Here is a 23,867-nt window from a genome sequence, read left to right as displayed (position 1 = left end):
CACCGATTGGCTCCGTAGCCGGCCCAACGGCCAAATTTCCGACAAATATCAACATTATAGGCTCGCCGACTTCTCCGATGACGCGGCCCCCGGCTCATCCATGACAGGCTCCAGCTCAAGAAAACCGGTTGTTGGCATGAAGATTCGCGTCGCGCTTGTTTCCGCATTGATGGCCGTTTCCGGCTGCACCACCTTGGGCGGCAAGGCTCCCACCATCGCTGCGACGCCGGCCTCCACGCCACCCAGCAGCGGCAAAGTCGCCACGACGATCATTTCGGCGATGGGCGGCGGCCTCATCGGCGGGTCGGTCGGCAGCGGCCTTAGCGAAGCCGAGAAGCGCAGCGCGCTGGAGGCTGAATACAAGGCGCTCGAATACACCACGAGCGGCCAGAAGGTGACGTGGAAGGGCACCCAGGCGTCCCGCTATGGCGAAGTGGTTCCGGCTCAGCCCTACCGCGTCGGCTCACAGGACTGCCGCCAGTACACGCAGACCGTCTTTGCCGGCGGGGCAGGCGTCACGGCGCGTGGAACGGCTTGCCGCAACGCCGATGGCAGTTGGACGCCGCTCACCTGACAGGCTAGCCGGTCCATTTCGGACCCGGCCGGTTGATGTCGATGAAGGATATGCGGCGCGCCCGCCGTCAAAGCGTCGCAGTATGCTTGTGTTGGCAGGGCAAGGCTCTGCCGTTATTGGAAGAACCATGCTGTTCTGGGTCATAGCCGCAATCCTAACGCTGGGCGCCAGCCTGGCGGTGCTGCTGCCGCTGGCCGGTGGCGCCAGAAGCGCGTCTTCGAGCGGCGAGCACGATCTGGAAGTTTATCGCGACCAACTGTCCGAACTCGACCGCGACGCCGCCCGTGGCCTGATCAAGCCTGCCGAAGCCGATGAGGCGCGCGCCGAGATCGCCCGGCGCATCCTTCGCCTCGACAATGCGGACCAGGCCGGCAGCGCATCCGTCGGACGTACATCCGTCGCGACGCGGCTTGTCGCCACCGCGGCCGTGCTGGCGGTGCCGCTGGTCAGTTGGGGCCTTTACATCAACATAGGCTCGCCCGATCTGCCCTCGCAGCCGCTCAGCGAGCGGCTGGCCAAGAATCCGGCCGACAGCTCGGTCGACGAACTTGTGGCTCGCGCCGAAGCCCATCTTGCCGCCAATCCGTCCGACGGCAGGGGATGGGACGTGCTGGCGCCGGTCTATCTGCGCATGCAGCGCTTTTCCGACGCGGTCGCCGCCTATCGCAACGCCATTCGCCTCGACGGCGACAGCGCTGTTCGCCGGGCCGGTCTCGGCGAGGCGATCGCCAGCGCCGCCGGCGGCATCGTTTCGGCGGATGCCCAGGAGGCCTTCGAGGCGGCCCTGAAACTTGACCCGGCCAATGCCAAGGCCGGCTTCTACCTGGCTATGGCCTTGGCGCAGGAGGGCCGCAGCAAGGAGGCGGCCGCGGCCTGGCAGGCGATGCTGGGCACGCTGCCGAAGGATTCGCCATGGCGCGGCGCGATCGAGCAGGCGCTGGCCAAGTCCGGTAGTTCCGGCGCCGGCAATGCAGGCGTCGCTTCGAGCGAGCCGGCAAACGGACCGACCGCGGGCGATATCGATGCCGCTTCATCGATGTCGCCGCAGGACAGGGAAGCCATGATCAACACCATGGTCGCCGGGCTCGACGAGAAGCTGCGGCAGAATCCGCGCGACCCGGAAGGATGGATGCGGCTCGTTCGTTCATACATCGTGCTGGGCAAGGCCGACCAGGCGCGCGAGGCGTTGAGCCGAGCTATTGCCGTCTTTGGAGCCGACAGTGACGAAGCCAGGAAATTCACCGCTTTTGCCGCTTCGCTCGGCCTGACGGCGACGCAATAGGGCTGGACCGGACAATGACACGCAAACAGAAACGATTGTCGGTGATCGCGGGCGGCCTGGCCTTCCTCGGCGCCGCCACCGGCCTGACATTCTATGCGCTCGGCCAGAAGGCGTCCTATTTCTACATGCCCGCCGATCTGGCCACGGCGACGGTGCAGCCGGGCCAGCGCATCAGGCTGGGCGGCCTGGTGGAAAAAGGCACGATCCAGCGCGGGCAGGGGGCGACAGTGGCGTTTTCTGTGACCGACACCCATAAATCGGTCAAGGTCACCTATACAGGCATCCTGCCTGACCTATTTCGCGAGGAGCAGGGGGTCATCACCGAAGGCACGTTCGGCCCGGATGGCGTCTTTGTGGCCGACAGCGTTCTGGCCAAGCACGACGAGCGCTATATGCCCAAGGAAGTGGCCGATGGGCTGAAGGCCAAGGGCGTTTGGCAGGAGAGCAAGAGTGAATAGGCAGGCTCGATATAGCCGGGTTGGCGATCATGGTTGAGACCGGACATTTCGCGCTGGTCCTGGCCTTCGCGCTGGCGCTGGTGCAGACGGTGGTGCCGCTGTTTGGCGCCCGCACCAACAATCAGCGCCTGATGGCGGTCGGCGCTCCCGTCGCGATCACCGGCTTTGCCCTGACGGCGCTGTCCTTCGCCGCACTGGTCAGCGCCTATGCGAGCTCCGATTTCTCGGTCGCCAGCGTCTGGGAAAATTCCCATTCGCTGCAGCCGATGATCTATAAGATCACTGGAACCTGGGGCAATCACGAAGGCTCGATGCTGCTCTGGGTGTTGATCCTGACCTTCTTCGGTGCGCTGGTCGCCGCCTTCGGCTCCAACCTGCCGGCGACGCTACGCGCCAACGTGCTTGCCGTGCAGGGTGCGATCGGCGCGACATTCTTCCTGTTTATACTGGCAACGTCCAATCCCTTCGCCAGGCTTTCGCCGGCGCCCATCGAAGGGCGCGATCTCAATCCCATCCTGCAGGATCTCGGCCTCGCAGTGCACCCGCCACTGCTCTATCTCGGCTATGTCGGCTTCTCGATCTGTTTCTCCTTCTCGGTAGCCGCGCTCATCGACGGACGCATCGATGCGTCTTGGGCGCGATGGGTGAGGCCGTGGACCCTGGTCGCCTGGATGTTCCTGACCGGCGGCATCGCCATGGGCTCGTATTGGGCTTATTACGAGCTCGGCTGGGGCGGCTTCTGGTTCTGGGATCCGGTCGAGAACGCCTCCTTCATGCCCTGGCTCGCGGGCACCGCGCTGCTCCATTCGGCCATCGTCATGGAAAAGCGTTCGGCGCTGAAGATCTGGACGCTGCTGCTCGCCATCCTGACCTTTTCACTGTCGTTGCTCGGCACCTTCCTGGTGCGTTCGGGCGTCCTGACCTCGGTGCATGCCTTCGCCACCGATCCGACGCGCGGCATCTTCATCCTGTGCATACTGACGCTGTTCATCGGTGGATCATTGACGCTGTTTGCACTGCGCGCCTCGAGGCTGACGGCCGGCGGCCTCTTTCATCCGGTTTCGCGCGAAGGCGCGCTGGTGCTGAACAATTTGTTCCTGACCACGGCCACCGCCACCGTACTCGTCGGTACGCTCTATCCGTTGGCCGTCGAGGCCCTTTCGGCCGACAAGATTTCGGTCGGCGCGCCGTTCTTCGACCTCACCTTCGGACCGCTCATGGTGCCGTTGCTGGCCATGGTTCCGTTCGGGCCGCTGCTGGCCTGGAAGCGCGGCGACGTCTTCGCCGTCGCGCAGCGCCTGATGGCAGCTTTCGCGGCGACGCTTCTGGCAACGCTGGTCACCGCCCTGTTCATCAACGGCGCTTCGGTATTCGCAGCCCTTGGCGTGGGTCTTGCCGTCTGGCTGATCCTCGGCGCTCTCACCGACCTCGCTGTCAAGGCGGGGTTCGGCAATGTGGCTGCGAGGGTCATGGTCAGGCGCCTGCTCGGCCTGCCGCGCTCGGTCTTCGGCACAGCGCTTGCCCACCTCGGTCTTGGCCTGACCACGCTTGGCATCGTCGGCACGCTTTGCTTCGGCACCGAGAAGATCCTGTCGATGCATGCCGGGCAAACCGTCGAATTGTCCGGCCACACTCTGCGTTTCGTCGGGCTCCATCCGGCGCAGGGACCGAATTACAGCGAGGATCGCGGTCGCTTCCAACTGATCGGTGTCGGCGGCAGTCCGGTTGGCGAAATCAGCTCGGCCAAGCGCTTCTATCCGGTACGCCAGACGACGACGACGGAATCAGGCATCAGGACGATGGGCCTTTCGCAGCTTTACATTTCGCTCGGCGACGAGGGCAATGACGGATCGGTCGTGGTGCGCCTGTGGTGGAAACCGCTGGTGACGCTGATCTGGGGCGGCGGCCTGGTCATGATGGTTGGTGCGGCCATGTCGCTGATGGACAGGCGCCTGCGCGTCGGCGCACCCTCGCGCCGCCGCAAGCAGGCCGGCGCCATGAGCCCCGCGGGCCTGCCATGAAGGCGAAGTTGTCCATCGCGTCGCTCGTGATGGTGCTGGCGCTGTCCTTTGCCGGCACGGCGCTGGCGGTGAAGCCCGACGAGATGCTTGCCGATCCGACGCTGGAAGCGAGAGCGCGAGCGCTGTCGGAAGGGCTGCGCTGCATGGTCTGCCAGAACCAGTCGATCGACGAATCCGATGCCGATCTTGCCCGTGACCTGCGCGTTCTGGTGCGCCAGCGCCTGGTCGCTGGCGATACCGACAAGCAGGTGATGGACTATGTGGTTTCGCGCTACGGCGAGTTCGTGCTGCTGAAGCCGCGCTTCGACCTGCGCAACGCTCTGCTTTGGGGCACGCCGGTGATCCTGCTTTTGGCCGGTGGCCTGTTCGTCGTGCTCAGCGCGAGATCGCGCCGGACACTGGCGACAAAATCCCTCTCCGCCGACGAGCGGGCGGCACTGGAGGCGATCCTGCGCCGCGATTGAGTGCAGGCGGCGATCGTTCGCCAACATTACCAAAGTTTCATGCGTCGGAAATGGCGTCGTAATGTACGCCGCTCTAATTCTCTTCCTCAGGATGCCGACAAGGCGCGTCCCTTCGAAAAGAGGATACGAGACCCCATGAATATTGCCCCCAATTCATATTCCCGCACCCGCAAGCGTCTCCTGGCTGCCGTCGCTTCCGTCGCCGTTGCCGGCGCGATCGGCATTGGCGCGTTGACCAGCGGAACCAGCCCCGTTCTGGCCGATGCCGTGCGCGTCGAGGCGCCGCAGGTCCCCAGCTTCGCCGATGTCGTCGAGCGCGTTTCGCCCGCCGTTGTCAGCGTCAAGGTCAAGGCCAAGGTCCAGCCCACCGCCGATGACGGCTCCGACGACCAGGACGGTTTCGACAATTTGCCCAACAATCCGCAGCTGCGCCGCTTTTTCAAGGAATTCCGCGGCTTTGGCGATCAGGGCGGCCAGAACGACGATGGCCACCGCCGGTTCGGGCATCGTGACCGCGGTAATGGCGAGCCGCGCCCGGTGGCTCAAGGGTCGGGCTTCTTCATCTCCGAGGATGGCTATCTCGTCACCAACAACCATGTCGTCGAAGAGGGCACCGCCTTCACCGTGGTGACCAATGACGGCAAGGAACTCGACGCCAAGCTGGTCGGTACCGACCCGCGCACCGACCTCGCGGTGCTCAAGGTCGAGGGTGGCGGCAAATTTACCTATGTCGACTTCGCCGACGACTCCAAGGTTCGGGTCGGCGATTGGGTCGTGGCCGTCGGCAACCCCTTCGGTCTCGGCGGCACCGTCACCGCCGGCATTGTCTCGGCGCGGGGCCGTGACATCGGCGCCGGTCCCTATGATGATTTCATCCAGATCGACGCCTCGGTCAACCGCGGCAATTCTGGCGGCCCGACCTTCAACCTCAGCGGTCAGGTGGTCGGCATCAACACCGCTATCTTCTCGCCTTCCGGCGGCAGCGTCGGCATCGCCTTCGACATTCCTGCCTCGACCGCCAAGCAGGTCGTCGAGGATCTGATGAAGAGCGGTGCCGTGCAGCGCGGCTGGCTCGGCGTCGAGATCCAGCCGGTCACATCAGACATCGCCGAATCGCTCGGGCTGAAGTCCAACAACGGCGCATTGGTATCCAGCGCTCAGGACGACGGCCCCGGCAAGAAGAGCGGCATCACCGCCGGTGACGTGATCACCCAGGTCGACGGCAAGGATGTTGCTTCGCCGAAGGAGCTCGCCCGCCTGATTGGCGCCTATTCGCCGGGCAAGTCGGTTGACGTCACGGTCTGGCGCGACGGCAAGAGCCAGAGCGTCAAGGTCGAGCTCGGCAAGCTGCCTTCAAGCGACAAGCGGGCCTCGGCCGACGATAAGCCTGCGGCTCCGGCCAAGGCCGATACGCTCGCCGATCTCGGTCTGACCGTCACCAAATCCGAGGACGGCAAGGGTTTGGTGGTGACCGATGTCGATCCCGACAGCGATGCCGCCGACCGTGGCATCCAGCCGGGCGACATCATCACCGCGGTCAATTCGATGGAAGTCAACGGCACCGACGACGTCACCAAGGCCATGGACGAAGCGGTGAAATCCGGGCGCAAGGCTGTCCTGATGCAGATCACCCGCGACGACAACAACCGCTTTGTGGCGCTGCCCGTCGCCAAGGGCTGACAACGACTTTTCCAGTGCGGCGGTTTCAAACACCCCCGAGCCGCCGCACGGGAAGTATGGAGCCGAGCACGTTAGTCAGTCATCGTGCTCCCCTCCGGCGGCAGCGGGCTTCCCATCGCCCGCTGCCGCACTCACCCGCAGACCATGCGCTCAGGCTGAGCGAACAAGCGGAGCGCTTTGATGGCAACGGCATTCCGGCAGCATGTCTGGGCCAGTAACACCAGAGAACCAAGACTTTATCGCGCGCGGCCTGGATCATCTTGATCGCGATGCGCTTTGGCGAAGGCTAAAATGCAGATGCCGGCTACTCAATCTTCCTGCGAAATCGCGTATAACGGTCCTATGAAGATTCTCGTCATAGAAGACGATCGCGAGGCTGCGGATTATCTGCAGAAAGCCTTTACCGAGGCCGGGCACACCGCGCATGTCGCAGGTGACGGCGAGACCGGCTTCGCGCTTGCCGATGCCGGCGACTACGACGTGATGGTCATCGACCGGATGATGCCGCGCCGCGACGGCCTGTCGGTCATCGCCGGCCTGCGCTCCAGGGGCAACGCCACGCCGGTGCTGATCCTGTCGGCGCTGGGCGAGGTCGACGATCGGGTCACCGGCCTACGCGCCGGCGGCGACGATTATCTGACCAAGCCCTATGCCTTTTCCGAGCTGCTCGCCCGCGTCGAGGTGCTGAACCGCCGGGCCAGCGCCAAGGAGGCCGAAACCGTCTACCGCGTCGGCGATCTCGAACTTGACCGGCTTTCGCATTCGGTCAGGCGCGCCGGACGCGAGATCACGCTGCAGCCACGCGAGTTCCGCCTGCTTGAATATCTGATGCGCCATGCCGGTCAGGTGGTGACGCGCACCATGCTGCTCGAAAATGTCTGGGATTATCATTTCGATCCGCAGACCAACGTTATCGACGTCCATGTCTCGCGACTGCGCGGCAAGATCGAAAAAGGCTTCGACAAGCCCATCCTGCATACGATTCGCGGCGCCGGCTACATGCTTAGGGCCGGTTAGGCGGCGGCATGGCCCTTTCCGTGCCTGCCATCATGAAGACGACGGCTGCGCGGCTTTCGGCGCTCTATCTCCTGCTCTTCGCACTCTGCGCCGTGCTGCTTGTCCTCTACATGACCTCGCTTTCGGCGCGCATGCTGACCGCGCAGACGCAGGAGACCATCAACGACGAGGTGCTCGGCCTTGCCCGCGCCTACCAGCGCGGCGGCCTGCCGGTCCTGGTGCGCGTGGTGGAGCAGCGCTCGCGCCAGCCCGGCGCCAATCTCTATTTGATCGCCGACGCCAACGGCCAGATCCTGACCGGCAACGTGCAGAGCCTGGAGCCGGGGGTCATCGAAACCGAAGGCTGGACGACCGAGCCGTTCTCCTACCGTCGTTTCGGCGAAGGCGAGCTCGACCGGCAGCGCAGCACACCTTCCGATCAGACCACGCCCCAAGCCGGCGATACGGCGGTCCGATCCGAAGGTGAGAAGGGCCACAATGCGATCGCGCTGGTGCTGCGCCTGCCGAACCAGATGATCATGCTGGTCGGCCGCGATCTCGGCGAACCTGAGCGGTTCCGCGCCGTCATCCGCCGCTCCCTGATGCTGGCGCTCGGCATGATGGGACTGGGCGGGCTGTTGATCTGGTTCTTCGTCGGCCGCGCCGCCCTGAAGCGCATCGATGGCGTTTCGGAAGCCAGCCGCCGCATCATGGGCGGTGATCTTTCGGGCCGGCTGCCGGTGACCGGCGCCGGTGACGAATTCGACCGGCTTTCCGAGAACCTCAACGCCATGCTGGCCAGGATCGCCATGCTCAACGAGGGGCTGAAACAGGTTTCCGACAACATCGCGCATGATCTGAAGACGCCGCTGACCCGGCTGCGCAACCGCGCCGAGGCGACGCTTTCGGGCAAGCACAAGACATCGGACTACCGCCAGGCGCTGGAAGGCACCATCGCCGAGTCCGACCAGCTCATAAAGACCTTCAACGCCATCCTGATGATCTCCCGGCTGGAGGCGGGTTATTCCTCCGAAAGCACCAGTCGCGTCGATCTGGCCGCAGCCGTGCGCGATGTCGTCGAACTCTACGAGCCGGTGGCGGAAGAGGCTGGCGTTTCGCTCGAAGCCGCGGTCAATGGCGCATTCCTTGTCGACGGCAACCGCGAGCTGATCGGCCAGGCGCTGTCTAACATCGTCGACAATGCGATCAAGTACTCGACCGATTCCACCTCCAAGCCGACTGTCCGCGTGACGCTCGAACGCACGCATGGCGAAATCAGGCTTGTCGTCGCCGACAACGGCCAGGGCATTCCGGACGATGCCGATCGCGCCCGGGCGACGGAACGGTTCGTGCGGCTCGAGAAGAGCCGTTCCCAGCCAGGTTCCGGGCTTGGCCTCAGCCTCGCAAAGGCGGTCATGACATTCCACTATGGCCGGCTTGATCTGTTGCCTGGTAATCCCGGATTATCCGTGGTCATGAGTTTTCCCGCGCGGGAGGATCATTGATGACGGCGGCTGCAAAGCGGACGGCGAAGGACTGGCTGTTGAAGCCCGCGGCAAGGCTTGCTCCTCTGGACGACAGCCGGGCCCGGCAGGAGCTGGCCGAGATCGCCACCTTGGCACGCGAAGAAGGATTGACACGGCTGGCGAAATTCCTGGCTGGAACCGGTGAGGCGCAGGACTTCCTGGCCGCTGTCTTCGACCTGTCGCCGTTCCTGCGTGACATGGCGCGTCGCCGGCCGCAGATATTGGATGGGCTTTTCGACCAGCCGATCGAGGCCCGGCTGAAGGCGATCATCGTGGCGATCGACCGGGCATCGTTCTCCGAGACGATCTCCGAATCCAGATTGATGATGGAACTGCGGCAATGGAAGGCCGATGCGCATTTCCTGATCGCGCTGGCCGATCTGGCCGCCGAGGCCGAGACCTCGCTTACGGTGCGGCGGTTGAGCGACCTTGCCGATGCGTGCACGCGCGCCGCCGTCGATTTTCTGCTGCGCGACGCGCATGGCCAGGGCAAGCTGAAGTTGCCGGATCCCGCCAATCCCTCGAACCGGTCGGGCTGGATCCTGCTCGGCATGGGCAAGCTTGGCGCGCATGAGCTCAATTTTTCCTCCGATATCGACCTCGTGGTCTTCTTCGACCCGGAAGCGTCGGCCGTCGTCGATCCGCTCGATGCGACGGAGCTGTTTTCGCGGCTGACGCGCCGTCTGGTGCGCATCCTGCAGGACCGCTCCGAACATGGTTATGTCTTCCGCACCGACCTCAGGCTGCGTCCCGATCCCGGTTCGACCCCGCTGGCGATCCCGGTCGAGGCGGCGCTGCGCTACTACGAGGCGCGCGGCCAGAACTGGGAGCGCGCTGCCATGATCAAGGCGCGTCCTGTGGCCGGCGATCTGGACGCCGGCACCGCTTTCCTCAAGGAGCTCCAACCTTACATCTGGCGCAAATACATGGACTATGCCGCGATCGCCGACGTCCACTCGATCAAACGCCAGATCCACGCCCACAAGGGGCATGGCGAAATCGCGGTCAAGGGCCACAACGTCAAGCTCGGGCGCGGCGGCATCCGCGAGATCGAGTTCTTCGTCCAGACGCAGCAGCTCATCGCCGGCGGCCGCTTCCCGGAACTGCGAGGCCGCGAGACCGTGCCGATGCTCGGCCAGCTGGCCGCGCGCGGCTGGATCACCGCCGAGGCACGCGACGCACTGGCCCGGCAATATTGGTTCCTGCGCCGGGTCGAGCATGCCATCCAGATGGTGGCCGACGAGCAGACGCACACCCTGCCGGAGGATGATGAAGGGCTGGAGCGAATCGCGCGCATGCTGGGCTTTGCCGATGCGGCTGCTTTTTCCCTGGGCTTCCGCGCCTCGCTGCAGCAGGTCGAACGTCACTACGCGGCGCTGTTCGAAACCGCACCGGAGCTTTCGGCAGGCATCGGCAATCTGGTCTTCACCGGCGACGTCGACGACCCCGATACACTGCAGACGTTGCACGGTCTCGGCTTCCAGCGAACGAGCGACATCTGCCGCGTGATCCGTGGCTGGCATTTCGGTCGCTACCGCGTCACCCAGTCGGCTGAGGCGCGCGAGCGACTTACGGAACTGACGCCGGCGCTGCTCAAGGCTTTTGGCCAGACGCGTCGGGCCGATGAGGCGTTGATCCGTTTCGACGAGTTCCTCGCCGGCCTGCCTGCAGGCATCCAGCTCTTCTCGCTGCTCCAGTCCAATCCGGCGTTGCTGAAGCTTATGGCGACGATCATGGGCGCCGCGCCACGACTGGCCGCGATCATCACGCGCCGGCCACATGTGTTCGATGGCCTGCTCGATCCCGCTCTTCTCAACGAATTGCCGGATCGTGGCTATCTATCGGCACGGCTTACCGCTTTCCTCGAAGGCGACCGCGCCTATGAGGACGTTCTCGATCGTTTGCGCATCTTTGCCTCCGAGCAGAAATTCCTGATCGGCGTGCGGCTGCTCGCCGGCTCGATCGATCCGGCCCGCGCAGGCCGCGCCTTTTCTGACCTGGCCGACCTCACCATTGAGGCCGCGTTGCACGCGGTTATGGCCGAATTCGAGGCGCGCCATGGCACAATCGCCGGCGGCGTGGTTTCGCTGCTCGGCATGGGTAAGCTCGGCAGCCGTGAATTGACGGCGGGGTCGGATGTCGACCTCATCCTGCTCTACGATCACGATGCGGACGCCGAGGAATCCGACGGTGAAAAACCGCTGGCGCCCTCGCATTACTACACCAGGATGACGCAGCGCCTCATCTCGGCCGTTTCCGCGCCGACCGCGGAAGGCGTGCTCTATGAACTCGACCTGCGGCTGCGGCCGTCCGGCAACAAGGGGCCAGTGGCCACCCACGTCGACGCCTTCAAGAAATACCAGCGCCAGGAGGCCTGGACCTGGGAGCACATGGCGCTGTCGCGGGCGCGCGCCATTGCCGGAGATGCCAGGCTCTGTGCCGAGGTCGAAGCCGACGTTGCGGCGGTGCTCGGGCAATTGCGCGACGCAGCAAAGGTGAAAGCGGAAGCGTCCGACATGCGCGCCATGATCGAAAAGGAAAAGCCGCCGCGCGACCTCTGGGACATCAAACTCATTGCCGGCGGCCTGATCGATCTCGAATTCATCGCCCAGGTGGCCGTCGTCACGGGCAATGTCGAGTCCGGCCGCAGGGTCACGGCAACCGCGGAGGTATTGTCGCGCCTTGCGCCACAATTCGCAGCCGCCGATGTCAGGGAGGAGCTTGGCGAGGCCTACCGCCTCTATCTGGCGCTGACCCAGATGATCAGGCTTTGCCTCACCGGCCAGTTCGAGCGGGACGATGTGCCGCCGGGGCTTTCGGATCTGCTTCTGGCGGTCACCGACTTGCCGGATTTCGGTGTGCTGGAAGCACATCTCAAGGAGACGTCGCGGAAGGTCAGGAAGGATTTCAACCTTCTGCTTCGTGCCGGGCGGCCGTGATCAACGGCCGTGCGGATCGCATCGGGGGTGACGATGCAACAGGAGAAGACCATGAGAAAGACAACCAAGCTCGCGTTCGCCTTCATCGCGTTGGCAGGAGCCGTCGGCACTGCGGCCTATGCCGAGAACATCGACAGCGCAAACATGCGTGAGCGCACGATGATGCGCCTCAACAAGGCGATGAAGGACAATGACGGCACCATCAGCTTCGACCAGTTCTCAAGCGTCATGGATTCGCGGTTGAAGAAGCTGGTCGCCGACAATGGTGGCAAGCTCACGGTGGAGCAGCTCACCGCAGCGCTGGAAAAGGCCCGCTTCGAGCACATGGCCAGGCGCATCATCGCGCGTTACGACAACAAGGGCGACGGTACGCTGACGACGGACGACATCGCCAGTCGCGACAAGAAGCTCTTTGCCCTGCTCGACAAGAACAACGACGGAAAGATCAAGAAGGGCGAACTGCCAAAGGGCGGCCGCTTTAGCTTACACCGTCAGTGGGATGACGAAGGCGACGACGGCAGCATGCAATAACGCCTTCCGGCACGGGCTTCGGCGACATCGCCGGAGCCCGTTGCTTAAGCCGCGACCTTGACCACGGGCGTCGCCTTCTTCACCGGAATGCGCACCGACACGATCGTGCCGACACCTTCGGTTGAGCGGATTTTCAGGGCACCGCCTTGCAGTTCGGCCAGAGAGCGCGAGATGGCGAGGCCGAGACCGGACCCGGCATGGCTCTTGGAGAACTGGTTCTGCACCTGTTCGAAGGGCCGTCCGAGCTTGCCGAGCGCCTCCTTCGGGATGCCGCAGCCATTATCCTCGATCGTCAGCACCAGCGCCCCTGAGGTATTGCGGGCCCTGACCGATATGTGGCCGCCCTGGCCGGTGAATTTCACTGCGTTGGACAAAAGGTTGATGACGATCTGCTTGATCGCTCGGCGGTCGGCAAACAGCGTCAGCGCGTCGGCGATGCGGGTCTCCACGGTGATCGCCTTCTGTGCGGCCTGCAGCGAGACGACCCTGACCGTCTCGCTGATCAGCGGGCCGAGATCGATCTCTTCGCGGTCAAGCGAGAATTGGCCGGCCTCGATTTTCGACATGTCGAGAATGTCGTTGATGACGCCCAGGAGATATTTGCCACTGCTGTTGATGTCGGTGGCGTATTCCTCGTAGCGCTCCGATCCCAGCGGGCCGAACAGCCCCTGTTCCATCAGCTCGGAGAAGCCGATGATGGCGTTCAAGGGCGTGCGCAGTTCATGCGACATGTTGGCCAGGAATTCGGACTTGGCCCGGTTCGCCGCTTCGGCGCGCTCGGTTTCCTTCATGTATTTGCGGTTGAGCTCGACCAGTTCGCGCGCGCGCTCCTCTTCGGCCCGGCGGGCGAGGCTGAGATCGTGTATGGTCGCCATCAGCCGGCGCTCGCTGTCGACCAGCTTTTCTTGATGCAGCTTGATCTGGGTGATGTCGGATCCGACCGAGACAATGCCGCCGTCGCGGGTTCTGAGTTCGTTGACCTGCAACCAGCGGCCGTCGGCCAGCTGCCGTTCGAACGTCGCGCCGCCCTGCGGTCCATTGCTGTTGGCAAGCCGCCGATCGGAAGCGAAAGCGAGCATGCGCTCTTCCAGCGTGGCGCGCACGGCGCCTGGCATCACGTCACGGTCCGAAAGGCCATTGTCCTTCTGGTATTTGGAATTGCACATGATCAGCCGCTCGGCGGCATCCCACAGCACGAAGGACTCGTTGATGTTCTCGATCGCCGTCCTCAGGCGCAAATCGGCTGCCTCGGAACGAAGCGCCAGGTGACGCTGCTCGGTGACGTCGACGGCGATGCCGATCAACTGGATTTCGGGTGCTTCCGGATCCATGACCTGCGCCCTTGCGCGCATCCATACCCACTGCCCGTCGGCATGCCGCATCCGGAACACCTGATCGATATGATCGATCTCGCGCGCGACGATCTTGTTGGCGAGCTGGAACAAGTCGCCATCATCGGGATGGATGATCTCGTCGACCTCGCCGAAGGACAGCATCGTGTCGCATGGCTCGTAGCCCAGCATGTCGTACATCGAACGCGACCAATACATCTTGCCGCGCACCATGTCCCAGTCCCACAAGCCGCAGCGGCCGCGTACCAGCGCCATGTCGATGCGTTGATGCGCTTCGAGATAGATGCGGTCGGCCGCCTGCGCGCGCGCCGCCTGGCCGAAATAGGCATAGAGGATGATGATCAGCACGCCGGCCGTCAGTACGAACAGCGTCACATTCAGCGAGACTGTCTTGCGCCAGGCGTCGAAAACAGCGTCCTGCGGCACCAGCGCCGCTGCCGCGCCTTTGCGACCGTTCGTCAGGCTGACCGCTGCATACCAGTCCTGCCCGCCAATATCGACCTCCATCACTCCGGCGCGGTCGCCGAACATGAACAGAGGCTGGCCGCCCTGGGCGAGGCTATCCAGCGAACGGCCTTGCCAGGACATCGAGCGCGGCGTCACCGCGGTGATCTTGAAGGCGCTGTCGGTGATGACAAGAACGTGGCCGCGGCTCATCGCGCCCTGGCGGCTGGTCGTTTCCAACAGGTCCTGGATGGCGCCCGGCGCGGTGTCGGACGTGGTGGCCAGCGAACTCGCCAGTTGACCGGACGCCAGCATCAGGATCGCCTTGGCGTTGCGCTCGATATCGTCGCGTTCGTTCATCAGCGACAGGACGCGCAGCGCCGCGATCGCGATCAGGAAGATGACGATGAGAGCCGGTATCGATCGGCGCAGCAATGGCTCCGCCGCCAGAAGCCGCTTGTAGGCCGGTTCGGCGATGAGCCGCGTATTCCCGGCAAGGCCGTCGCCTCGCGGCGTCTCGCGACGCGCAAAAGCTATCCCTCCGGGCGCGCCCCACGCGTCCGCCTTCGCCATAAATGGCACTCCCCGATTTGCCTATGCTTGATGATCCGGCAAACGCCGCACTTCCGAATCGCCATTAAAGAATCAAAGGTGATTCGCCTTGTCCAGTGGTCCGGCGAAAAAAGATTAAAAATCGACTAAAATAGCGGCTTTTCCGCCAACCGAGCAGAGGCATGCGATGGCGATTACCGTGGAAAGGGAATAATATTAGAAATCACGCATATTCCGTGCGGGATTGCACATTGGGAGGAAAGCATGAATCGCAGATCTGCAATTGCTCTCGGCGTGTCAGCGGCAGCGGTAACGCCTTTGTTCGCCCTGGCGGCGTCGGTAAAAACGAGGACATACGGCCCGAAGGAGGGCAAGGAGATTGCGCCCGGCATCAGAGTGGTGGAGGTAGGCACGGGAAACTCAGACATTCCTGCCTACAAAAGCATCTCAATCGTCGATGTCGTGTTTCAGCCCGGCACACATGCGCCGGCGATGGTGATGGACAACGACATGGTATGCACCATCACTGCGGGCGAATTCACGATCAAGAAGGCCGACAAGGAGTTCAAGCTCAAGGAAGGCGACATATACACTTGCGCCAAGGGCAAGACCGACGAGGCGACGAATACGAGCGCCGAGGTCGGCGTGCATCGCATCGCCATGTTGATACCCGCGTAGGGAGGCGGGAATCCGTTCGAGCAGCAGAAGCACAGCCTGACGGGCCGGTGGCGTTGCCTTGGCATTGCCGCCGACCACCATGGTGGCCGCTTGGGTCTGGCTCACGCCAGCGTACGCTCGACGATATCGCTTAAATCCGCCGACAGGTTTTCGGCATTGGCAATCGAAAGCAGCGCTTCCCTGGCCTTGGCCTGCCGGCCAGGTTCGAGCGAACGCCACGACCGGAGCGCCGTTGCCAACCTTGCCGCCACCTGCGGATTGCGTTTTTCGACCTCGAGCACGGTCTGCGTGAAGAATCGGTAGCCTTCGCCGTCGGCGCGGTGGAATCCGGTCTGGTTGGCACTGGAGAATGTGCCGATTAACGAGCGCACCCGGTTCGGATTGGCCATCGAGAAGGCCGGATGCGTGGTCAGGGCGCGAACCGTCTCCACCGCCTGCGGACCGGGTACGCTGGCCTGAATCTGGAACCATTTGTCCATCACAAGCGGGTCGGACGCATATGTCGCTTCGAAAGCCGCCAGTGCCTTGTTTGCCTCCGGCGAACCATGGTGGCGGTGCGCCAGCACGGTCAGTGCCGCCGCGCGGTCAGTCATATTGGTGGCCGACCGGAAGTGCTCCGCCGCAAGCCCGGCGCCATCTGACAGCAGCGAGAGATAATCGAGCATGACGTTACGCAACGCCCGCCGTCCGGCGGAAGCTGCGTCCGGGCTGAACGGGCCGGCGTCGGCAAGCCGCTCGTAGAGGCCGGCGAACGCGTCGCGGTTAGCCCTGGCGATTGCCAGCGCCAGCGCCTCGCGCGCAGCGAAGATGGCGTTGGGTTCGATGTTTTTGCCGATGTCGCGCGCTATGTCGGTCTCGCCCGGAAGCGAAAGCGCCAGCGCCCGGTAGGCCGGCTCCAGCGTCTCGTCGCTCGCGATCCTGCCGGCAAGCTCGGTCAGCCGCGCGGTGAAGCCAGGCTCGGCGCCGTCGAGAATCTGGCGGAAGGCCAAGATCAATGCATCCGTAAGCAGCGTGTTGAAGGTCTGCCAGCGCGAGAAGCTGTCGCTGTCGTGGCCGGCAAGGAAGAACTGGTCGTCGGTCTTCTGCTCGACGGCAAGCGTTATCGGCGCCGAGAAGCCGCGGTTCAGCGAAATCGCCGGACGCTCGGCGACGCCTGAGAAGCGCACCACATGCCGGCGCTTGCGGATGTGGATGATGCCGTCCTCGACGCTGGCGCCGTCGACCGCGTCATAGGCGACCGGCTCGCCGCCGGCGCCAATCAGACCGAAGGCGAGCGGTATGTGCATCAGTCGTTTGCGGCTTTCCGACGGGGTTGGCGGCACCGATTGCTCGATTTCCAGCGTGAATTCCCGCTCCGCCCAGTTATAAGTCGAGCTCACCGCCAGGTTAGGGGTGCCGGCCTGATGGTACCAGAGCGCGAATTGCGACAAGTCGCGGCCGGACACCTCCTCGAACACTGTCAGGAAATCCTCGATCGTCGCCGCCGTGCCGTCGTGCCGCTCGAAATAGAGGTCCATGCCGGCGCGAAAGCTATCAGGCCCGAGGATGGTACGGATCATGCGCACCACCTCCGAGCCTTTTTCGTAGACGGTCGCCGTGTAGAAATTATTGATCTCGCGATAGCGGCGCGGCCTGACCGGATGCGCCAGCGGCCCCTGGTCCTCGGGGAATTGATGCGCGCGCAGCGTGCGTACCTCGGCGATGCGCTTGACCGCACGCGAACGTTGGTCGGCGGAGAATTCGTGGTCGCGATAAACGGTCAGCCCTTCCTTCAGGCAAAGCTGGAACCAGTCGCGGCAAGTGATTCTGTTGCCTGTCCAATTGTGGAAATACTCATGCGCGATGATCGCCTCGATATTGGCGAAATCGGCGTCCGTCGCGGTCTCCCGGTCGGCCAGCACATATTTGTCGTTGAAGACGTTGAGGCCCTTGTTCTCCATCGCCCCCATGTTGAAGTCGGACACGGCGACGATGTTGAAGACATCGAGGTCGTATTCGCGGCCGAATGCCTCCTCGTCCCATTGCATCGATCGCTTCAAGGCATCCATGGCGTAGCCGGCGAGCTTCTCCTTGCCGGGCTCGACATAGATGCCGAGCTCGACCGTGCGGCCGGACATGGTGACGAAACTGTCGGCGACCCGGCCGAGATTGCCGGCGACCAGCGCGAACAGATACGATGGCTTGGGGAAGGGATCGTGCCAAATGGCATAGTGCCAGCCATCGCCGAGATCGCCCTTGTCGACCCGGTTTCCGTTGGACAGAAGCAGCGGCGCCTCGTCGCGGCGGGCTTCGATCCGCACGGTGTAGACGGAAAGGATGTCGGGGCGGTCGAGGAAATAGGTGATGCGGCGGAAGCCCTCTGCTTCGCATTGCGTGCAATAGACGTTGCTTGAGCGGTAGAGGCCCATCAGCGCTTCATTGCCCGACGGCGCCAGCTCGGTCTCGATCGACAGCCGAAAGCGACGCGCCGCCGGGGGCTTGAGGATGGTCAGTCGGTCGGGCGTCACGGCAAAATCCGTCGGCTTGGCTTTCCTGCCGTCGATCTCGACGCGCCTGAGCGTCAGCCCGTCGCCATCCAGCACAAGCGGCGTAGAGGCCGCGACGCCATCCCGGCGCTCGACGGTCAAAATTGCCGTGACGATCGTCGCCCCTGGCGAAAGACGGAATTCAAGGCTCGTTTCCGGAATGAGATAGTCGCTGGGGCGATAGTCTTCGAGTTTGAAGACCTGGCCAGTGTCGGTGCGCATTCCGTGGTTCCTGTCTTTCCGGGCCTGTCCTGCCCGTCCAAAAATTTGAAGTCCGCGCTCTTTACACGAACCGGCGGCTCGACAAAACTGCGACAAGGTCTATTCAGACCTTCCTTTCCAGCATCGCGAGGCAGTCATGGCCGCCGTCTACGACGTCAGGCATATCGAGAGACCGGCAACGCCGGCGCGCACCTGGGCAACCACGCGGGAAGCGGCGGGAGCGTGACAGCAGGCCGCGACAACAGTGACAATACCGTAGGGCACAACACGCTCACCGGCATTATGCTGAAGATCGTCTCGGTGGCGGTCTTCGTCGGCATGTCGACCTGCATCAAGGCGGCGGGCACTGTGCCGGCGGGACAGATCGTCTTCTTCCGCTCCTTCTTCGCTATCTTTCCGATCATTGCCTTTCTGGCTTTCAAGGGAAATCTCGGCACGGCTTTCAGTACAAGCCGTCCGTTCAACCACATCGCGCGCGGCGTCGTCGGCGTCTGCGCCATGGGGCTCGGCTTCTTCGCGCTGACGCGGTTGCCGCTGCCAGAAGCAATCACGCTGAATTACGCCCAGCCACTGTTGGTGGTGGTGTTCAGCTCGATTTTCCTCGGCGAAGCCATTCGTGTCTATCGCTGGAGCGCGGTCGCCGTCGGCCTCGTCGGTGTGCTGATCATCTCCTGGCCGGAGCTGACGCTCCTGAGTTCCGGCGAGGCGCTCGACGACCAGGAGGTGCTCGGCGTCATCGCCGCATTGATAGCGGCGGCGATTTCGGCCGTCGCTATGCTGCTCGTGCGCAATCTCGTGCAAAGCGAGCGCACCGCCACGATCGTGCTTTGGTTTTCGGTCACCGCGAGCGTCATGGCGCTGCTGTCGCTGCCGTTTGGGTGGCAGGCGCTGACGCCGGGGCAGGCGGTCCTTCTTGTCGCCGCCGGCTTCTGCGGCGGCCTTGGCCAGATCCTGATGACCTCGGCTTACCGCCATGCCGAGGCATCGGTGGTGGCGCCGTTCGAATACACCTCGATGATCCTCGGCGTCTTGGTCGGCTATCTCGTCTTCGGCGATGTCGCCACGCTGAACACGCTGACCGGCGGTCTGATCGTCGTTGCCGCCGGCATCTTCATCATCTGGCGCGAGCGTCAACTCGGCCTGGAACGCACCCGCACGCGCAAGGCCGCCCCGCCGCAGGGGTGATCAGCACCGTTAGGCCCGCTCTTTCGCCAATCTTACCAGCGCCGTCCGCGTCTGCTCGTCGGCCGGAAAGAAGGACTCGATCGCCAGCTCCGACAGCGTCACGTCCAGCGGCGTGCCGAACACGGTGATGGTGCTGATGAACGACAGCACCTGATCCCCATGGGCAAGCCGCAGCGGATGCACGATGCCGCTCGGCTCGACCCGCGCCGGCCGCCCACTCTTCAGGCCGGAGGGATAACCGCGCAACTCACGCTCCAGTTCGATCAGCACCGGATCGCCTGACGCGTCGTTCTGGTGCTTCAGGCGTTCCAGCAGGTGCGCCCGCCACTCCGCGAGATTGACGATGCGCGGCGCGACACCTCCAGGGTGCAGGCTGAGCCGCAGCACGTTGACTGGCGGCTTGAGCAGCGAGGGCTCGGAAACGTCGGCCAGGAACGGCCCAATGGCAGTGTTTGCCGAAACGAGGTTCCAGTGCCGGTCCACCGCGAGCGCCGGGAACGGCTCGTGCCCTCGAAGCACCGTCTCGACCGCCGCCATGGCCGGTGCCAGCGAAATGTCGGTCCGCGGCCTTTCGCTGAAGCTCGGCGCAAAGCCCGCCGCCAGCAAGAGCTGGTTGCGCTGGCGAAGCGGGATCGAAAGCTGCTCGGCCAGGTGTAGCACCATGTCGCGCGACGGCGCGGCCCGCCCGCTCTCGACGAAGCTCAGATGCCGCTGCGAGATATCGGCTTCCGTGGCGAGGTCGAGCTGGCTCATCCGGCGTCGCGTGCGCCATTCACGGATGAGGCTGCCGGCGGAGGTTTGAGGAGATATCATGAGGGTATGGTTAGGGCGACGGCAGGCGCATTTCAATTACCCGCGAGGTCATGGAGAGGTGAGCGCTCTTAGCTTCGCCTTCACCTCGAGAAAATCCCGCCAAGCCAGCTTCTTGTGCGCCGGCGTCCTCAATAGATAGGCCGGGTGCAGCGTCGGCATCGCCGGAATAACGACGCCGGACGCTGTCGTGTGGGCGCGCCAGTTGCCGCGCAGCCGCAAGATGCCTTCGCTCGTATTCAGAAGGGTTTTGGCCGAGGGCCCGCCGAGATTGACCAGCACCTTCGGCTTGACCAGTTCGATCTGCCTTTCGATGAACGGCCGGCAGATCTCGGTTTCGTGCGGCGTCGGCGTGCGGTTTCCCGGCGGCCGCCAGGGGATGACATTGGCGATGTAGACGGATGTCCGGTCTAGCCCGATCGCGGCCAACATGCGGTCGAGCAGCCGGCCGGAGCGGCCGACGAAGGGCAGGCCTTCTATATCCTCGTCACGGCCGGGCGCCTCGCCGACCAGCATCACCGATGCATCCGGGTTGCCGTCGGCAAAGACCAGGTTCTTGGCGGTGAACTTCAGGTTGCAGCCGTCAAAAGTCGACATGTGCTGGCGAAGCTCGTCCAGCGTCGAGGCAGCCGAGGCCAATTCACGCGCCAGCGCCGCCTGCGCCTCGTCGGGTACCGCCGAAATGGGCGGGCGCGCCGGCGGAGCGTTAGGCACGGCGCTCGCATCGAGACGCGGTTGGGCGGGCCGCTCCGGTGCCCCGCTATCGCTCGGCGCGGCAGCCGGCATCCGCTCCGCCGGCTTGGGCGCGGCTTCCGCGAAGCGGCTCACCGGCGCGTCCTCCAACGCCTCGTCGACGCCCGCGCTGGCATAGAAGGCGAGCAGCTCGGCGATATCAGGTCGGCTGTTTGGGGAAGCGGCAGTCATGGCGCCACCATCGTTCGACTGGTCGCATATTGCAAGTTGGTGATTGGGGACATTGGCACAACCGGGCAATGACGGCCTGTCTGTGGCAGCGTCATACGCTCACCGCAACCTAACCCGTCGGTATGCGCGGGTCCTGCACCAGATAAAAGGTCCAGCGCGGCGTATAGTCGGTGATCAGGAATTCGAACCTGGCGGTCTTTAGCGGGTCGACCTTGCCGTTCTTGAACAGCAGACGGTCATACGGTTCAAAATCGCGGTCGAAATCGGCAAAATTGCTCGACCAGATATTGTCAGGCGTCTTGTTGCGCTGGTCGAACGAAAGCCCGTCGCCGAAGACGCTCGGCTGATTCAGGACCTCCTGAAGCTCGAACTGGAATTCGATCCAGGCCTGGCCGCTGTTGTTGAGCACGTCCAAGCGCAAATACATGATGCCGTTGGCGAACTCGCCCGCCTTGCCGAACGCCTGGATCGGCTTGGTTGCACGGATGGTCAACGTCACCGGCGTCGCTGAATTCAGCTCTTCGGTGATGACGAGCGGATCGTCCTTGGTGCCGGTGCCGGAAGCGCCGGTGATTTCGAACCCGCCAAGCTCGTCGGAGAAGGAGTAGGCACCGGTGGCCCAGACCTTCACCTCGTCTGCAAAGGCATGGACCGGCGCCAGCAGGGGGAGGGCCGAAAGGAACGCCCGGCAGGCCCTGCCGGGCGTCGATGGGAAGCGCGTTGATGAGAAGCCGGCTGGCCCAGGAATGCGCATGGTGCGAAGTATGGCCGATAAGCAAGCCGTCGAACAATTAAAAACGTACGCGTTGCGGGCAGGCCGGCGCAAAACGGGTGTCCTTCGGCACGATGCGCGACTTTTTGGCCAAATCCGCGTTGTCACAGGCGCGCCGGTTTCCTGTCGCGACTTGATGCGCTATGCAGCGCATGAGCCAGCAAGATACGCGCAATAGCGACAAGCCAGTGCGGAGGGGTTGATGAGCGATATCGAACGCGAAAGCATGGAATTCGACGTGGTGATCGTCGGTGCGGGCCCGGCCGGCCTCGCCGCCGCCATCCGCCTGAAGCAAGTCAATCCCGAGCTTTCCGTGGTCGTGCTGGAAAAGGGCGGTGAGGTTGGCGCCCACATCTTGTCAGGCGCCGTCGTCGATCCAATCGGCATCGACCGGTTGCTGCCGGGCTGGCGCGACGAACAAGACCATCCATTCAAAACGCCGGTCACGGCGGACCATTTCCTGGTGCTTGGCCCCGCCGGCTCTTTCCGCCTGCCCAACATGATGATGCCGCCTCTGATGAACAATCACGGCAACTACATCGTCTCGCTTGGCAATGTCTGCCGCTGGCTGGCCGCCAAGGCCGAGGCGCTCGGCGTGGAAATCTATCCGGGGTTCGCCGCGGCCGGCCTGCTCTATAACGAGGAAGGCGCCGTCACCGGTGTTGTCACCGGCGACATGGGCGTCGAAAAGGATGGCACACACGGCCCGGGTTTCGCGCCGGGCATGGCGCTGATGGGCAAATATGTGCTGATCGGAGAGGGCGCGCGCGGCTCGCTCGCCAAGCAGTTGATCGCCAGGTTCAGGCTTTCCGAGGGCCGCGAGCCGGGCAAATACGGCATCGGCCTCAAGGAACTGTGGCAGGTCAAGCCGGAGAAGCACAGGCCGGGTCTCGTCCAGCACTCCTTCGGCTGGCCGCTCGATCTCAAGACCGGCGGCGGCTCTTTCCTCTATCATCTGGACGACAATCAGGTGGCGGTGGGCTTCGTCGTCCACCTCAATTATAAGAACCCCTGGCTGTCGCCGTTCGAGGAGTTCCAGCGCTTCAAGACCCACCCGGCGATCAGCGGTACTTTCGAGGGCGCCAGGCGGTTGGGCTATGGCGCGCGCGCGATTACCGAAGGCGGTTGGCAGTCGGTGCCGAAACTGTGCTTCCCGGGTGGCGCGTTGATGGGCTGCGCCGCCGGGCTCGTAAACGTCCCGCGCATCAAGGGCTCGCACAATGCCGTGTTGTCGGGAATGCTGGCGGCCGAGCATGTCGCCGAGGCAATCGCCGCCGGCCGCGCCAATGACGAGCTCTCCGCTTACGAAGCCGCGTGGCGGGCGACAGACATCGGCAAGGATCTGAAGAAGGTGCGCAACGTCAAGCCGCTGTGGTCGCGCTTCGGCACCATCGCCGGCGTCGCCATCGGCGGCCTGGACATGTGGCTGAACACTTTGTTCGGCTCCTCGCCCTTCGGCACGCTGAAGCATGGCAAGGCCGACTACGCCACGCTAGAGCCCGCCGCGAAGCACAAGAAAATAGACTATCCCAAGGCCGATGGCGTGCTGACCTTCGACCGCTTGTCCTCGGTGTTCCTGTCCAACACCAACCACGAGGAAAACGAGCCGGTGCATCTGCTGGTGGCGGACATGGAGCTGCAGAAGCGTTCCGAGCATGACGTCTTTGCCGGACCTTCGACGCGCTACTGCCCGGCAGGCGTCTACGAATGGGTCGACAAGGACGGCAATGCCGCTGCCGATCCGGCGGCCAAGGACGTGCGCTTCGTCATCAACGCGCAGAACTGCGTCCACTGCAAGACCTGCGACATCAAGGATCCGAACCAGAATATCGACTGGGTGCCGCCGCAAGGTGGCGAAGGCCCGGTCTATCAGAACATGTGAGCGTGCCCGGCTAAGCCGTCACGAAAACATGCGAGCGGCGGCGGACTTGT

Annotated in this window: 18 protein-coding genes; 13 read left to right on the top strand and 5 right to left on the bottom strand. The window is 63.8% G+C overall.

All coding sequences use genetic code 11. The annotated features are described in order from the left end of the window. Nucleotides 1–136: 136 nt before the first annotated feature. The 10 genes from FJ867_RS22060 (at nucleotide 137) to FJ867_RS22015 (ending at nucleotide 12,471) form a co-directional block, all read left to right on the top strand. Nucleotides 137–574, top strand: a complete 438-nt coding sequence (locus tag FJ867_RS22060; protein WP_140818592.1) for a hypothetical protein — start codon at nucleotides 137–139, stop codon at nucleotides 572–574. 127 nt (nucleotides 575–701) lie between these two features. Further along, on the top strand, nucleotides 702–1,856 hold the full coding sequence (gene ccmI / locus FJ867_RS22055; RefSeq protein WP_140624509.1) for a c-type cytochrome biogenesis protein CcmI: 1,155 nt from the start codon (nucleotides 702–704) through the stop codon (nucleotides 1,854–1,856). A 14-nt stretch (nucleotides 1,857–1,870) separates the two neighbouring features. Then, nucleotides 1,871–2,314, top strand: coding sequence for a cytochrome c maturation protein CcmE (gene ccmE, locus FJ867_RS22050; RefSeq protein ID WP_140494692.1), 444 nt, complete (start codon nucleotides 1,871–1,873; stop codon nucleotides 2,312–2,314). A gap of 29 nt (nucleotides 2,315–2,343) precedes the next feature. Beyond that, nucleotides 2,344–4,335, top strand: coding sequence for a heme lyase CcmF/NrfE family subunit (locus FJ867_RS22045; RefSeq protein ID WP_140818590.1), 1,992 nt, complete (start codon nucleotides 2,344–2,346; stop codon nucleotides 4,333–4,335). Continuing rightward, nucleotides 4,332–4,799 carry a cytochrome c-type biogenesis protein gene (locus tag FJ867_RS22040; RefSeq protein ID WP_140494688.1) on the top strand — a complete coding sequence of 156 codons (468 nt, stop codon included), beginning with the start codon at nucleotides 4,332–4,334 and terminating at the stop codon, nucleotides 4,797–4,799. The genes FJ867_RS22045 and FJ867_RS22040 overlap by 4 nt, the downstream gene beginning before the upstream one ends. 135 nt (nucleotides 4,800–4,934) lie before the next feature. Continuing rightward, nucleotides 4,935–6,479, top strand: coding sequence for a Do family serine endopeptidase (locus FJ867_RS22035; protein WP_140818588.1), 1,545 nt, complete (start codon nucleotides 4,935–4,937; stop codon nucleotides 6,477–6,479). Between the two features lie 342 nt (nucleotides 6,480–6,821). Continuing rightward, a complete protein-coding gene (locus FJ867_RS22030) occupies nucleotides 6,822–7,496 on the top strand; it encodes a response regulator transcription factor (protein WP_181165141.1) in 675 nt (224 codons plus the stop codon). Between the two features lie 8 nt (nucleotides 7,497–7,504). Next, nucleotides 7,505–8,980 (top strand): ATP-binding protein, encoded by a 1,476-nt coding sequence (locus tag FJ867_RS22025; protein WP_140559439.1) that lies wholly within the window; start codon nucleotides 7,505–7,507, stop codon nucleotides 8,978–8,980. Further along, nucleotides 8,980–11,940, top strand: coding sequence for a bifunctional [glutamine synthetase] adenylyltransferase/[glutamine synthetase]-adenylyl-L-tyrosine phosphorylase (locus FJ867_RS22020; protein WP_140818585.1), 2,961 nt, complete (start codon nucleotides 8,980–8,982; stop codon nucleotides 11,938–11,940). Before FJ867_RS22025 ends, FJ867_RS22020 begins: the two co-directional genes overlap by 1 nt. A 51-nt stretch (nucleotides 11,941–11,991) precedes the next feature. Next, nucleotides 11,992–12,471, top strand: a complete 480-nt coding sequence (locus FJ867_RS22015) for a hypothetical protein (protein ID WP_140818583.1) — start codon at nucleotides 11,992–11,994, stop codon at nucleotides 12,469–12,471. 44 nt (nucleotides 12,472–12,515) lie between these two features. Here the strand turns inward: FJ867_RS22015 and FJ867_RS22010 are convergent, their stop codons facing one another. Beyond that, nucleotides 12,516–14,840 (bottom strand): PAS domain-containing sensor histidine kinase, encoded by a 2,325-nt coding sequence (locus FJ867_RS22010; protein WP_140494675.1) that lies wholly within the window; start codon nucleotides 14,838–14,840, stop codon nucleotides 12,516–12,518. A 243-nt stretch (nucleotides 14,841–15,083) separates the two neighbouring features. On the opposite strand from FJ867_RS22010, the gene FJ867_RS22005 reads away from it, so the two are divergent. After that, the gene (locus FJ867_RS22005) at nucleotides 15,084–15,497 is read left to right on the top strand and encodes a hypothetical protein (protein ID WP_140517978.1); all 414 of its coding nucleotides are present in this window, start codon (nucleotides 15,084–15,086) and stop codon (nucleotides 15,495–15,497) included. 101 nt (nucleotides 15,498–15,598) lie between these two features. On the opposite strand, the gene pepN is transcribed toward FJ867_RS22005, so the two are convergent. Then, a complete protein-coding gene (gene pepN / locus FJ867_RS22000; protein WP_140818581.1) occupies nucleotides 15,599–18,244 on the bottom strand; it encodes an aminopeptidase N in 2,646 nt (881 codons plus the stop codon). A gap of 282 nt (nucleotides 18,245–18,526) precedes the next feature. Here pepN and FJ867_RS21995 point away from each other — a divergent pair, with 282 nt between their 5' ends. After that, nucleotides 18,527–19,429: a DMT family transporter gene (locus FJ867_RS21995; RefSeq protein WP_224617863.1), complete on the top strand. Its 903-nt coding sequence runs from the start codon at nucleotides 18,527–18,529 to the stop codon at nucleotides 19,427–19,429. Between the two features lie 9 nt (nucleotides 19,430–19,438). Here the strand turns inward: FJ867_RS21995 and FJ867_RS21990 are convergent, their stop codons facing one another. The 3 genes from FJ867_RS21990 to FJ867_RS21980 all read right to left on the bottom strand — a co-directional run bounded on the left by FJ867_RS21990 (nucleotide 19,439) and on the right by FJ867_RS21980 (nucleotide 21,917). Beyond that, the gene (locus tag FJ867_RS21990; protein ID WP_140818579.1) at nucleotides 19,439–20,242 is read right to left on the bottom strand and encodes a helix-turn-helix transcriptional regulator; all 804 of its coding nucleotides are present in this window, start codon (nucleotides 20,240–20,242) and stop codon (nucleotides 19,439–19,441) included. A 48-nt stretch (nucleotides 20,243–20,290) separates the two neighbouring features. Further along, a complete protein-coding gene (locus tag FJ867_RS21985; protein WP_140517981.1) occupies nucleotides 20,291–21,163 on the bottom strand; it encodes a uracil-DNA glycosylase in 873 nt (290 codons plus the stop codon). A gap of 109 nt (nucleotides 21,164–21,272) precedes the next feature. Next, the gene (locus FJ867_RS21980) at nucleotides 21,273–21,917 is read right to left on the bottom strand and encodes a hypothetical protein (protein ID WP_140517982.1); all 645 of its coding nucleotides are present in this window, start codon (nucleotides 21,915–21,917) and stop codon (nucleotides 21,273–21,275) included. 220 nt (nucleotides 21,918–22,137) lie between these two features. On the opposite strand from FJ867_RS21980, the gene FJ867_RS21975 reads away from it, so the two are divergent. Next, complete coding sequence (locus tag FJ867_RS21975) at nucleotides 22,138–23,817, top strand: electron transfer flavoprotein-ubiquinone oxidoreductase (RefSeq protein WP_140520707.1); 1,680 nt, start codon at nucleotides 22,138–22,140, stop codon at nucleotides 23,815–23,817. Nucleotides 23,818–23,867: the final 50 nt, after the last annotated feature.

It is taken from the genome of Mesorhizobium sp. B2-5-3, from assembly GCF_006441005.1.
Classification (GTDB): domain Bacteria; phylum Pseudomonadota; class Alphaproteobacteria; order Rhizobiales; family Rhizobiaceae; genus Mesorhizobium.
Note: the sequence above shows the minus strand (reverse complement) of the source record. Positions and strands in the feature narration are given on the sequence as shown.

What these genes read in the sequence shown, in the direction of transcription:
- ccmI (WP_140624509.1), top strand. Translation starts at nt 702, where the DNA reads ATGCTGTTCTGGGTCATAGCCGCAATCCTAACGCTGGGCGCCAGCCTG.
- FJ867_RS21975 (WP_140520707.1), top strand. Translation starts at nt 22,138, where the DNA reads ATGAGCGATATCGAACGCGAAAGCATGGAATTCGACGTGGTGATCGTC.
- FJ867_RS22010 (WP_140494675.1), bottom strand. Translation starts at nt 14,840, where the DNA reads ATGGCGAAGGCGGACGCGTGGGGCGCGCCCGGAGGGATAGCTTTTGCG.
- FJ867_RS22020 (WP_140818585.1), top strand. Translation starts at nt 8,980, where the DNA reads ATGACGGCGGCTGCAAAGCGGACGGCGAAGGACTGGCTGTTGAAGCCC.
- FJ867_RS22025 (WP_140559439.1), top strand. Translation starts at nt 7,505, where the DNA reads ATGGCCCTTTCCGTGCCTGCCATCATGAAGACGACGGCTGCGCGGCTT.
- pepN (WP_140818581.1), bottom strand. Translation starts at nt 18,244, where the DNA reads ATGCGCACCGACACTGGCCAGGTCTTCAAACTCGAAGACTATCGCCCC.
- FJ867_RS22005 (WP_140517978.1), top strand. Translation starts at nt 15,084, where the DNA reads ATGAATCGCAGATCTGCAATTGCTCTCGGCGTGTCAGCGGCAGCGGTA.
- FJ867_RS22060 (WP_140818592.1), top strand. Translation starts at nt 137, where the DNA reads ATGAAGATTCGCGTCGCGCTTGTTTCCGCATTGATGGCCGTTTCCGGC.
- FJ867_RS21985 (WP_140517981.1), bottom strand. Translation starts at nt 21,163, where the DNA reads ATGACTGCCGCTTCCCCAAACAGCCGACCTGATATCGCCGAGCTGCTC.
- FJ867_RS22040 (WP_140494688.1), top strand. Translation starts at nt 4,332, where the DNA reads ATGAAGGCGAAGTTGTCCATCGCGTCGCTCGTGATGGTGCTGGCGCTG.
- FJ867_RS22015 (WP_140818583.1), top strand. Translation starts at nt 11,992, where the DNA reads ATGAGAAAGACAACCAAGCTCGCGTTCGCCTTCATCGCGTTGGCAGGA.
- ccmE (WP_140494692.1), top strand. Translation starts at nt 1,871, where the DNA reads ATGACACGCAAACAGAAACGATTGTCGGTGATCGCGGGCGGCCTGGCC.
- FJ867_RS21980 (WP_140517982.1), bottom strand. Translation starts at nt 21,917, where the DNA reads ATGCGCATTCCTGGGCCAGCCGGCTTCTCATCAACGCGCTTCCCATCG.
- FJ867_RS22035 (WP_140818588.1), top strand. Translation starts at nt 4,935, where the DNA reads ATGAATATTGCCCCCAATTCATATTCCCGCACCCGCAAGCGTCTCCTG.
- FJ867_RS22045 (WP_140818590.1), top strand. Translation starts at nt 2,344, where the DNA reads ATGGTTGAGACCGGACATTTCGCGCTGGTCCTGGCCTTCGCGCTGGCG.
- FJ867_RS22030 (WP_181165141.1), top strand. Translation starts at nt 6,822, where the DNA reads ATGAAGATTCTCGTCATAGAAGACGATCGCGAGGCTGCGGATTATCTG.
- FJ867_RS21995 (WP_224617863.1), top strand. Translation starts at nt 18,527, where the DNA reads ATGCTGAAGATCGTCTCGGTGGCGGTCTTCGTCGGCATGTCGACCTGC.
- FJ867_RS21990 (WP_140818579.1), bottom strand. Translation starts at nt 20,242, where the DNA reads ATGATATCTCCTCAAACCTCCGCCGGCAGCCTCATCCGTGAATGGCGC.